Source organism: Pontibaca salina, from assembly GCF_016307205.1.
Classification (GTDB): Bacteria; Pseudomonadota; Alphaproteobacteria; order Rhodobacterales; family Rhodobacteraceae; genus Pontibaca; species Pontibaca salina.
The window spans coordinates 35348-47427 of sequence record NZ_JAEIJD010000010.1 but is presented as its reverse complement, the minus strand read 5'-3'; the positions used below and the strand labels follow the sequence as shown (position 1 = coordinate 47427).

The 12080-nt window shown below is 60.2% G+C and carries 9 protein-coding genes; 1 reads left to right on the top strand and 8 read right to left on the bottom strand.

Going from position 1 to position 12080, the window contains the following annotated elements:
* Window positions 1-7: 7 nt before the first annotated feature.
* From JAO82_RS11650 to JAO82_RS11630, 5 genes are all read right to left on the bottom strand, one after another.
* Entirely contained in the window at window positions 8-667 is a 660-nt protein-coding gene (locus tag JAO82_RS11650; RefSeq protein ID WP_198686560.1) for a cell wall hydrolase, read from the bottom strand.
* Window positions 668-848: 181 nt separating this feature from the next.
* Window positions 849-3392, bottom strand: a complete 2544-nt coding sequence (locus JAO82_RS11645) for a putative PEP-binding protein (protein ID WP_332872523.1) — start codon at window positions 3390-3392, stop codon at window positions 849-851.
* Window positions 3393-3509: 117 nt separating this feature from the next.
* Window positions 3510-5570 (bottom strand): glycine--tRNA ligase subunit beta, encoded by a 2061-nt coding sequence (glyS, locus tag JAO82_RS11640; RefSeq protein WP_408635542.1) that lies wholly within the window; start codon window positions 5568-5570, stop codon window positions 3510-3512.
* Between the two features lie 47 nt (window positions 5571-5617).
* On the bottom strand, window positions 5618-6154 hold the full coding sequence (locus JAO82_RS11635; protein WP_332872522.1) for a DUF6446 family protein: 537 nt from the start codon (window positions 6152-6154) through the stop codon (window positions 5618-5620).
* The gene (locus JAO82_RS11630) at window positions 6151-7080 is read right to left on the bottom strand and encodes a glycine--tRNA ligase subunit alpha (RefSeq protein ID WP_198686556.1); all 930 of its coding nucleotides are present in this window, start codon (window positions 7078-7080) and stop codon (window positions 6151-6153) included. Before JAO82_RS11630 ends, JAO82_RS11635 begins: the two co-directional genes overlap by 4 nt.
* A gap of 195 nt (window positions 7081-7275) precedes the next feature.
* Between JAO82_RS11630 and JAO82_RS11625 the strand changes: the two genes are divergently transcribed.
* A complete protein-coding gene (locus tag JAO82_RS11625) occupies window positions 7276-9006 on the top strand; it encodes a trypsin-like peptidase domain-containing protein (RefSeq protein WP_198686555.1) in 1731 nt (576 codons plus the stop codon).
* Window positions 9007-9024: 18 nt separating this feature from the next.
* On the opposite strand, the gene JAO82_RS11620 is transcribed toward JAO82_RS11625, so the two are convergent.
* From JAO82_RS11620 to folE2, 3 genes are all read right to left on the bottom strand, one after another.
* Window positions 9025-10473, bottom strand: a complete 1449-nt coding sequence (locus JAO82_RS11620) for a TrkH family potassium uptake protein (RefSeq protein ID WP_198686554.1) — start codon at window positions 10471-10473, stop codon at window positions 9025-9027.
* A 65-nt stretch (window positions 10474-10538) separates the two neighbouring features.
* Complete coding sequence (locus JAO82_RS11615; protein ID WP_198686553.1) at window positions 10539-10850, bottom strand: antifreeze protein; 312 nt, start codon at window positions 10848-10850, stop codon at window positions 10539-10541.
* 114 nt (window positions 10851-10964) lie between these two features.
* Window positions 10965-12068 (bottom strand): GTP cyclohydrolase FolE2, encoded by a 1104-nt coding sequence (folE2, locus tag JAO82_RS11610; protein WP_198686552.1) that lies wholly within the window; start codon window positions 12066-12068, stop codon window positions 10965-10967.
* Window positions 12069-12080 lie beyond the last annotated feature (12 nt).

Sequence of the window (12080 nt, the reverse complement as noted above, 5' to 3'; positions counted from 1 at the left end):
TTCCGCATCAATGCGCCTGAGCAGTCCTGTAATTGTCGCGATAAAATAAATGTACGCCGATGGCTGCGGTCCGGGTGAAAACCCGTGACCAAGACGGACTGACATTCACGGTGTGGTAATGGGTCGCCCCATCTGTCAGATTGACCCGCGCCCCATCCAGAACGGCACGGGCGACTTTGGACACACGTTCGAATGCGCGGGGTTCAGCAATCACTTCCTTGTTGCCGTCGCAGGTATAGGAAAATTGGCACTGATGCTTGCGCCCCGTCCCTTGCCGAATCACACCGCAAACCGTCTGGGGGTATTGTGGGCTTTTCGTGCGGTTAAGGATAACTTCGGCGACCGCAAACTGGCCCCTGACGGTCTCTCCGCGCGCCTCGAAATACAGCGCCTCGGACAGGCATTGCCAGTCCGCTCCCCCACTGGGACTGGGCTGACTATCAACCCAGGTGCGGCTGAATTCGACTTGGCGCGGCTTCTTTGGCGTCTTCGCGGGCGGGCGGAGTGATGTCAGCAGACCCCTCACGCCTCCGGTTCGAGGCGGTGCCACACGCGCGCGATCCTGCGCCATGGCGCTGCCATGTTCCGCTTCGACCTTGAGCGGAACCGCAAACACCAAACCAACAGCTGCGGTGGCGATTGCCACCGCGACAAGAAATCTTGTCATGTAACCCCCTTGAGATCAGCCCCAAAAGGCGGACTCATTGCAGCAGATGCCGCGCGGCCATAGCCGGGAGTCAACCAAAGGTCCAGTTTGAGCGAAATTACCTGCTAAAAACGGAGAAAAACCGCCGAAAATTCGCTAATAGTTGCAAATTAACAGCGCCGGCGAGGTGTAAGTTACCCCGTCAGTCGTCCAGACCGATTTTATGGCGAATCGCATATTGAGCTGCCGCCAACCGCGCCACTGGCACCCGATATGGTGAACAAGACACATAGTCGAAACCGGCGTCGCGACAAAACGCGATGGATTCTGGATTGCCGCCATGTTCGCCGCAGATCGACAGTGTTATTTCCGGACTGGCCGCACGGCCGCGGTCAGCCCCAAGGCTAAGCAATTCGCCCACGCCATCGACATCAAGCACATGGAACGGATCTTCGGGGTAAATGCCCTTTTGCACATAGTTCGACATGAACCGTCCGGCATCGTCACGCGACAGACCATAGGCCATCTGGGTCAGATCATTGGTGCCAAAGCTCAGGAATTCGACATATGGCGCGATCTCACCTGCCTGCAGGCAGGCGCGCGGCGTTTCGACCATCACCCCGAGACGGTAATTAAAATCGCGCCCCTTTTCGGCGCGCACGGCAGCCGCCACTGCCTTGATACGGGCGCTGACCAATTCGACCTCGGGTGCGGCGCTGACCAGCGGAATCATGACATCGGGCACCAAGGGTGCGCCTGCATCAATGGCGAGCAGCGTGGCTTCGAATATCGCGCGCACCTGCATGTCGTAAATTTCCGGCAGGATGACGCCCAACCGCACCCCGCGCAGGCCGAGCATCGGGTTGTATTCAAACATTGTTTCGACTCGGCGCGAGACATCGGAAACTGGCAGACCCAGCGCCTTCGCCAGTTCGCGCTGGCCCGTCCGCGAGGTCGGCAGGAACTCATGCAGCGGCGGGTCAAACAGGCGGACGCAGACCGGCAACCCCTGCATTATGCGGAACAACTGGGCAAAATCATCGCGCTGCATCGGCAGCAGGCGTTCAAGAACCGCTGCACGTTCCGCGCCAGTGTCGGCAAATATCATCTCGCGCATGACGGTCAGCCGACCGGGTTGGGAAAACATGTGCTCGGTGCGGCACAAACCGATCCCCTGGGCCTTGAAGTTGCGCGCTGTCTGCGCATCCTCAGGGGTGTCGGCATTGGCACGTACCTCGATGTCGCGCGCCGCGTCGACCCATTGCATCAGCGTCTGAAATGCATCATCCAGCGCCGCCCCAAGCATCTCGGGTTCGCCCGCGAGCACCTGCCCTGTCGTGCCGTCGATCGTAATCATATCCCCGGCTTTCAGCACCCGGCCATCCGCCGTTGTGATCGGCCCCTTGCTGGTTTGGAACCGCAAACTCGATGCGCCAACAATGCAAGGCAACCCGAAACCGCGCCCGATCACTGCCGCATGGCTTGACATACCGCCACGTTCGGTCAGCACGGCAACCGATGCGTGCATGCCCCTTATGTCCTCGGGCGACGTTTCGCGCCGCACCAAAACACACGGTTCACGCCGCGCCGCGCTGGCCTGCGCCGCCGCCGAGGTGAACACGATACGCCCGGTCGCAGCCCCCGGACTGGCGGCAATGCCCGTGACCAGAATATCGCGCTTGGCGCCCGGCGCAACCTGAGGGTGCAACAGCGCATTCAGACTGTGCGGGTCGACGCGCATCACCGCTTCTTGCGGTGTAATGATGCCATCCTGCGCAAGCCGCACCGCAATCCGCACTGCAGCACGACTACTGCGCGGCGCACGCACCCCGTCAAGAATATGGACAGCGCCATTTTCGATGACAAATTCGACCTGCATCTCTTCGCGCAATTTCTCGCGCATCAATGCGGCATAGGCTGTCAACGCAGCGAACGCCTCGGGGGCGACATCTTCCAGCGCCGGGCCGCGCTTGTCGCGCTGCAGATAAAGCGTCGTCGTGGCTCCAAGCGCCGCGCGCTCACGGTTGCGGCTGCGATAACGGCCCGTGATTTGTAGCTGGCCGGTGACCACATCGACCAGCTGCATAACCCCGGCACCGCATTCCGCCTGCCCGACAAGCGGAATCATCTGCTGCACCACAAGGCCCAGACCAGCTTCGACCGGCGCGCCCTTGGCTTGCCGTAACAACCGCGCCGAAGTGCTGCCCCAGGCCCGCGCCATAGACCGCAACACACCCGCTAACTGTGCGCCCGGCTCCTGGGGGAACGGCTCGTCGGTTTCCTCTTCATAGACGCGCAAGGTCGCGGCCAGCCCCGGCTGCCCCGTGTCAGTGATATCGTCGAACAGATCGGGATCCAGCTCTGCAACATGCACTGCATAGGCTTGTACAAATCGTTGATAAAGCTGCACAGCCGCCTCGGGCCCCAACGTTTCGCCCAGTTCTGCGCAACGCGCCTCATTCATCCCAATATTCAGCACCGCGCCCGGCCCGCCCCAATCGGGGTCTTCCGAGGATGGGCGCACACAAAGCAGACTGTCCGGGGCAAACTGTTCGAGTATCTTCGCCATGTCAGGCAAATCGCCAGACGTGATGCGGTTTACCGTGCCAAAGGACAGCGCCACGGTGCGCGGCACCGGCAGATCCAGCCGCACCAACCTTTGCAGACATTTCGCCCGGCCGCCATGCTTAGAGGCGGTTATCGGAGCACCTGCGGTTATCAGCGTTATGTCAGGATTGTTCTGCACTGCAGCACCTTTCGTGTTGCCGCAACATAAGACCCGGACACAGCAGTGCAAAGAGGCGATTGGCTTATTGTACGCGTTGTGTTTTTCTGACCAGACGGCACGAATACCTTGCGCGCGTCACCCCTCGATCCGCGTCAAATCCGCGACTTTCATACAGGTGGCGCGGATCTGGTGCAGCAGGTTCAACCGGTTGCGGCGCAGGGTCTGGTTTTCGGTATTGATCTGCACTGCCTCGAAAAACGCATCGATCGGCCCGCGCAAACCGGCCATTGTCGCCATCGCGGCGGGAAAATCCTCTTGCGCCAATGCTGATTCGATCTGCGGTTCGGCCTGTTCCAGCGCCGCGAACAGCGCGGTTTCGCTCGGATCTTCGGCGAATTTCGGATCGGCCCCGAAGGAGTATTCGACGCCGTCCTTTTCCTCGGCCTGGCTTAAAATATTGTTGGCGCGTTTGAACCCTTGCAGCAGGTTCTCGCCCTCTTCGGTTTTCAACTCGGCATCCAGCGCCTGCGCCCGCTTGACCAGAAGGGTCAGATCATCGCTGTTCGGCATGGCGATGCAGGCGTCGATAATGTCATGCCGGATGCCCTGCTCGCGCAGATGGACCTTGAGGCGGTCGTGGAGGAAAGCGAGGAGGTTTGTTCTATCAGCCACTCCCTTGCAATCGGCGCTATTCGTCGGGTCAGGACCAAGCACCCCATGTGCGACAAATGCAGTCGTCAATATAAGGTTCAAATCCAGCACCAGATCGTTCTCCAGCACCAACCGGATCACCCCCAACGCCGCCCGCCGCAACGCGAAGGGGTCTTTCGAGCCGGTCGGCTTTTCGTCGATCGCCCAGAACCCGGTCAGCGTGTCGATCTTGTCGGCCAGCGCCACGGCAACCGACACCGGAGCGGAGGGCACCGTGTCGGATGGGCCGAGGGGCGAGTAATGTTCCTGCGCCGCCTGTGCCACAGCCGCATCATACCCGGCAGCGGCGATATAATAGCGCCCCATCACCCCCTGAAGCTCGGGGAATTCGCCGACCATCTCGCTCGACAGATCGGCCTTCGCCAGCAGCGCGGCCTGTTCGGCGGCATCGGGATCGGCCCCCGTCACCGGTGCAATCTCGCGCGCCAGCGCGGCGATGCGCGCGATGCGCGTGCCCTGACTGCCCAGCTTATTGTGGAAGGTCACGTTATCCAGCGCTTGGGTCCAATTGCCGATTTCGGCCTGCGCAATGCGCAAATCATTGTGCCAAAAGAACTGCGCATCAGCCAGTCGCGCGCCCAGCACCTTGCGGTTTCCGGCAAGGATGATCGCGCCGTTATCGGCGGTTTCGCGGTTCGCCACGGTCACAAAGCGCACGATTTTGCCGCTTTTGGAATCACGCACCGAAAAGAACTTCTGATGTTCGCGCATCGACGTCTGCAACACTTCGGGCGGCAGTTCCAGATACTCGGGGTCGATCTCGCCCATCAAAACTACCGGCCATTCGACCAGCCCGGCGACCTCGTCCAGCAAGGCGCGGTCCTCGACCAGCTCAAGACCAGAGGCGAAAGCCATATTGGTGGCGTCGTGCCAGATATGCTCGACCCGTTCGGACGCTGACAACATCACATGCGCGCGTTTCAGCTTGGCTTCGTAATCCTCGAACGAGCTGACCGAAAACCGCCCCTGCGACATGAAGCGGTGACCTTCGGTGCTGTTCCCCGCCGCGATCCCGTCGATGGCCAGCGGCACCACCTGCGCGCCGTCCTCATCTGTCAGGATGCACAGGATCGAATGTAGCGGACGCACCCAGCGCAAGCTGCCATGGCCCCAGCGCATGGATTTGGGCCAAGGAAAGTTGCGCACCACCGCTTCCAGAACCTCGGCCACGATCTCGGCGGCTTGCCTGCCCGGCTTCTCGATCAACGCGAAATACACCTCCCCTTTGGGCGTATCGCGCTTTTCCAATTGATCCAGCGTCAGCCCCGCGCCACGCAAAAAACCCTGCACTGCCTTTTCAGGCGCATCAACACGCGGACCTCTGCGCTCCTCGCGCACGGTGGGGGACTCGGCGGTCAACCCCTCGATCGCCAACGTCAGACGGCGCGGGGTCGCAAAGGCTTCGGCCCCGGCATAGGTCAGGCCCGCCTCGACCAAGCCGTCGGTTATGCGCTGCTTCAGATCTTTCGCCGCGCGCACCTGCATCCGGGCGGGGATTTCCTCGGAAAAGAGTTCAATCAGCAGATCGGGCATCAGTTGGTCCTTTGCGTATCAGGGCGGGGCGGGCACTCTTCGCCTATCACGGTCCCGTCATAGGTTTTATTGCCGCAATTGTTCAGGTCGTGCCAGATATAGCCGCGACCTTGGTCGGTAATAGCAATGACGCGATCAACACCATATGCGATGTTCTTGGTGCCCAAGAACACGGTGGCGGTTCCGGCCTCGATCTCGCGCGTGAGCGCCGCAGCATCGAAACAATCAAACCAGCCCGGCGCGTTGCGCGGCACCATGTCGGTTAGCGTCACGTGGGTCTGCGCCAGTTCAACCGGGTCCGCGGCGGTGGTGAAACAGGCACGATAGCGGATCGGCGAACTGTCGGCATCAATCGCCTCGAAATCCTCAAAGTCGATCGTTGTTGCAGTGTCCGAGTCGCGCAAGGCCAGTGTCACGCCCTGCTCAGGTGCGTCATCCACCGGGTAGTAAAATCCATAGACCTGCAGGTAATACATGGCCCCGCCAGCGATTGCCGCACAGAGCGCCAAGATCAAAGCGAGGGACTTCCCGGTCACGCCTGAAATCCGCCGGCGCGCGTCTGCACAAACGCGTCCGCGCATTTTCTGGCCAGCGCTCGCACCCGCCCGATATAGGCCTGACGCTCGGTCACCGAAATCACCCCGCGCGCGTCCAGCAGATTGAAGATATGTGACGCCTTGATGCACTGATCATAGGCCGGATGCGCCATGATGATACGTTTGCCGGTTTTTGGGTCTTGCGCAGGCTGCGCGAGGATCGCGGCGCATTCGGCCTCGGCCTCCTCAAAGTGGCGGAGCAGCATGGCGGTGTCGGCCACATCAAAGTTCCAGCGCGCATACTCTTCTTCGGTCTGGCGGAACACATCGCCATAGCTCAACGGGATCGGCGCATCGGGATCGTTGAACGGCATGTCCATCACATGTTCGACGCCCAGCACATACATCGCCAATCGCTCAAGCCCATAGGTCAACTCGCCCGAGACCGGCGAACAATCATGGCCGCCGACCTGCTGGAAATAGGTGAATTGCGACACTTCCATACCATCGCACCAAACCTCCCAGCCCAGGCCCCAAGCCCCCAGCGTCGGGCTTTCCCAGTCATCTTCGACAAAGCGGATATCGTGCAGATCCATATCGATGCCAATCGCCGAAAGACTGCCCAGATATAGGTCCTGCAGGTTCGGCGGGCTGGGCTTGATCAGCACTTGAAACTGGTAATAGTGCTGCATCCGGTTCGGGTTCTCGCCATAGCGCCCATCAGTCGGCCGGCGCGAGGGCTGGACATAGGCCGCGGCCCACGGTGTGCTGCCCAGACTGCGCAGCGTCGTGGCGGGGTGGAATGTGCCCGCCCCCACCTCCATGTCATAGGGCTGCAGGATGGCGCAGCCCTGTGCTGCCCAATAGGCTTGTAGCCGCATCAGGATGTCCTGAAAGGAACGCGGGGCGCCAATGCTGTCGGCCATGATCGGAAACCTCTTTTCGGTGCTGCGGCGCAGGCCGGACCCGTCCGGCAAACGCGGGTTTTACCTATGCAAGGCAGCCGACGGGGTCAACGGCACATAAGCGGTCGATGTTGTGCATCTATGGCATGGCAATCGCGGAGATTTCCTGTTTATCTGCGCGAAACCCTGGGCAGTTCGAAAGGCGAGATAGCTCTGATGAAAACAATGGTCGCTTTCTTTGTCATTGCATTTTCGATGTTATCATATCCAGCCCATGCTCAAGACCAGCGCAATTCTGCTTGGGTCCAGATCGAAGCACGGCCCAGCCTGCGCGAGGCGCAGGCCCGTGCGCAGGTCTATGCTGGGATTCTGGCCGATGTGAACGGTTTTTCGCTGGGCAATGGCTGGTATGCGATCCTGCTTGGCCCCTATATGCGCAGCGATGCCGAACGGGTCTTGCAAGTCTATCGCGCCGAAGGGCAGATCCCGAGCGACAGCTTTATTGCCCTGTCCAGCAACTTGGACCAGCAGTTCTGGCCGGTTGGGGCCAATCTGCTAAATCGCGACACCATCGACCCCTCGATTCCCATAGCGGATACGCCTCTGCCGCCGGCCCAGACTCAGGCTTCAGACGAAACCGCGGCCGAGGCCCGGCGCGGTGAGCAATTGCTGACCGGCGACGAGCGGCGCGATTTGCAGACCGCTCTACACGAGGCGGGGTTTTACCATAGCACTGTTGACGGTGCGTTCGGGGCCGGTACCCGCCGCGCGATGTCCGATTGGCAGATTTCCAACGGCTATGAAGCCACTGGCGTTCTTACCACCGCGCAGCGCACAGCGCTGATGGAGCAATATAACGCGCCGCTGACCAGTGTCGGCATGGAGCGGATACGCGATGAAAAGGCGGGAATCCAGATCGAGATACCGACCGCGGTTGTCGGCTTTAAAAGCCACGAAGCGCCGTTTGCTCATTACGAGTCCAGCACCGATCTGGGCGCGCGCGTGCTGTTGATCAGCCAGCCCGGAAACCCGGACGCCCTGTCAGGACTATATGACGTCATGCAAACGCTAAGCATCGTGCCGCCTGAAGGACCCCGCAATCGCACACGCGACCGCTTTACCATCGAGGGGCGCAATCAGGAAATTGCCACCTATACGCAGGCGACGCTAATCGACGGTCAGATCAAGGGCTTTACGCTGGTCTGGCCGACCGGCGATGAAGCGCGCCGCCAGCGTATTCTGGCCCGGATGCGGTCCAGCTTCAGACCGATCCCCGGCATATTGCAACCGGCCGTGAGCGAAGAAGTGGAGCAGGATATCGATCTGGTCTCGGGACTATTGGTGCGCAAACCGCGTGTCGCGCGATCCGGGTTTTATGTCGATGCCCAAGGCACGGTTGCCACCACCGCGGATGCCGTGGAAAGCTGCGCTCGGATCTCGATTGATGGCAATGATGCCGAAATCGCGTTCAGCGACAACGCACTGCGAGTCGCCGTGCTGCGGCCGTTGCAGCCGCTTGCGCCGATGGCCGTTGCACAGTTCCGCCCAAATGCGCCGCGCCTGCAATCGGAAGTGACACTTATCGGATATTCTTATGACGGGGTGCTGGGCGCACCCACACTGACCTATGGCACGCTGGCCGATGTAAAGGGGCTGCACGGAGAGGCGGAGTTGTCGCGTCTAAACATGGCAACGACGTCGGGCGACGCCGGCGGGCCGGTTCTCGACGCTGCCGGTCAAGTGGTCGGCATGCTTCTGCCCGCAGCGCAACCAGGGCGAAAACTGCCCCGCGATGTCAGCCTGATCGCCAATGCGACTGCGATCCGCAATGTTCTGGAACTGGCCGGGATCACAACCCGCACGGGCAGCGACACCGCGACGCTGAAACCAGCAGATCTGCATCATCTGGCGCGGGGGATGACGGTGCTCGTCAATTGCTGGGACTGACGGGAGCGGCACACTGTCTCAGGCCCGCCAGAATTGCGCCGTCAGCATGACATAGACCGCCATCAACTCCAGCCGCCCGACCAGCATAGCCAACGACAGGATCCACTTGGCGGGATCGTTCAACGACGAGAAATTTCCCGCCGGTCCGATGATCTCGCCCAAGCCGGGGCCGATATTCCCCATAGCCGTCGCCGCGCCTGACAGGGATGTCGTGAAATCCAGTCCGGTCAGCGCCAGCGCCACCGCGAACAGCCCCAGCGAAACGATGAAAAACACGAAGAACACCATCACCGAATTCAGCACATCCGGGCCGACCTGCTTGCCGTTGTAACGCGGCGTGAAGATGCCATGCGGCGAACGGATGCGCTGCAACTGGACCCGAATCGAGGAGAACAGCAACTGATAGCGGAAAATCTTGATCGAGCAGGTGGTCGAGCCGGCACAGCCTCCGATCAGCCCGATAAAGAAAAACAGTGAAATCAGGAACGGCCCCCACAGCATGTAATCCACGCTGGCATAGCCCGTGCCGGTGATGATCGAGGTGATGTTGAACAGAGCTTCGCGCAGGGCCTGCTCCCAGTGATGGGGAAACATCCGCGTCAAGGCAACCGCGACGATACCCACCAGAACCGCAACGACTGACAGGAACACGCGCACCTGACTGTCGCGCAACAGCGGCTTGTAGCGCCCGTTTAACAACTGCACATAAAGAACAAAAGGCAGCACGGCCAGAATCATGAAAAACGAAGCGATATATTCCGCAGGCCCGGTAAAGGTAGCGAACGAGGCATCATAATTGGCAAAGCCGCCGGTCGATACGGTGGTGAAAGCATGCACTGATGCATCAAAAAACGACATACCGACAGCTAGGTAAGACAACACGCAGGCAAAGGTAAAGAATACGTAGATGACGGAGATCTGCGCGGCGATCTGCGTCGCGCGCGGCAGGATCTTGCCCATCGTGTCAAAGGCTTCGGCGCGGAAGATTTGCATGCCGCCGACGCGCAGCTCGGGCAGAAACACCATCGCAACAACCACGATACCGATGCCACCCAGCCATTGCAGGATGCCCCGCCACAGCAGGATCCCGCGCGGCAATTCGTCAAGCCCGGTAATCACCGTCGATCCAGTGGTGGTCAGCCCCGACATCGCCTCGAAAAACGCATCGACAAAGCGCAACTCGGTCGCGCCCATCATCAGCGGCAAGGCGCCAAACAGAGGCAAGGCCAGCCAGACACCGGTGGTCAGAAGAAAGGTCTGCTGAATCGTCAGCCCCTCCTTGACCCCGTTCGAGCAAGACAGCGCGACCAGCCCGCCGCTCAGCACCGTAATCACACCGCTTTGCAAAAAGATGCGCCAATGGCCCTGCCCCTGCGCCAGATCAACCAGCAGGGGCAGCACCATGGTCGCTCCCAACATGGCGACCAACAGGCCGATGACATATCCTACAGGGCGCAGATCCAGCATAAGGCGCAGCGTTGGCGCGCCCACGCGCCTGTGTCAAGACAGAGCCACGCGAAACGCACCCTCGGTCAGCGGGGTCCGCGTTTGGCCAGACGTTTGCGGTTCGCGCGGGCCTTTTTCGACATGGGCGCGATCGCCGCTTGCAGCGCCTTTTCCGGTCCGGTTCCAGTCATCGTCGCAACCGTGCCGGCGATCATGCCTTCGGTAAAGGCGGGCAGTTTTTCCTCCACCATCTTGCGGTTTTCACTGCGCGGCACCGACCAGCCTCCCGACAGGCCCATAATACGCATGCTCATGACATATTGGGCATCCTGCGCCAACAATGTCATGTTCCAACACAGACGGATCATATCATGCGACCGTGCGACCATATCAAACATCATCTAGTTCCTGCCGGGCCATCCGGTTTCCTATATCTTAGCACGGAACTATGACATCGCCAGAACAATGCTGCGCCGCAGCATCACCTTTTGTTACCGGCCTTGGCTGACGCGCTAGCCGACGTGGAATAATGTCGAGAACAGCTTGGGATCGATACTCCCAGAATCGAAGGTCTCGCCATGGACCAGCATGCTGACCGCGTCATGGCTATGCAGGCTTTCCTGATGGCTGGCGATGATGCGAAAATCGCCAATACGGGGGTCTTTCTGCAACTGTTCACAAAACAGGCGCGCTGCATCCTCGACAAAGATCGGATGGGCGGCATTCAGTTCGGCGAAGGCCTGCTCGTCCTCTCGTTTGACCATCACCTGTGTTTCGGTGGGCACCGCCCGGCGGCAGGCTTCGATCAAATCCTCGAACCAAAGGCAAGTTCCCCCCGGCTCCAGCGCGACGGAGACCCGCGCAACTGATCGCTGCGAATGCGGCGTAGCCAACTGGCCCCGCGTTTCACGGGCATGTTCCGACAACTCCAGTGAACATGGACAGGTCGAGGAATAGACGTAATCCAAATGCATGATTTTCTGCCGGACACCGCCACTTTCGATCAGTTCCAGCGCGATATCATAGTACTGATAACCCGACAGCCCCGAGCGAAGGCTGTCCAGCTTCACCGGGAACGAAAACCGCATCTGAATACGGGCATCCAGACTTTCAAGATCGGCCTTGTAGTCGTCTAGCACCGCCTCAATCACTTCAAAGCTGAAGGTGCGTTCGCTATGCACATAGAAGCTGCGCATAATACGGGACATATTGATGCCCTTCTTTTCAGCCTCTAGGCTGACGGTGCCGGTTACCGAAGTTTCCAGCGTCAGGTCATCGCTATCGCGCCGGTGAAACCGGATTGGCAGGCGAAAATTGGAAATCCCCACGTGCTGGATCTGCTGGCGCGCCCCAAGAATCAGGCTGGACGGGCCGTTTTGCAAATCAGGCAACCCCCGGCGATAATCGGGATCGACGGTAAAATCGGCCGGATAATCCCGCGAAAACGACGGGTAGCCGATCTTGTTGTCATCCTGAATCAGGCGCGCGAGCGCTGGATCAAGTCCGGTGATATCTTCCGGCGTCGCAGTCTTTGCCCATGTGCGCAGCAGATGCAGTGCTTCTTCGGCTTCATCCTGGGCCGGCGTGCGGTCCAAAACTGGATTATGGACGTTCATCGAAAATCCCCT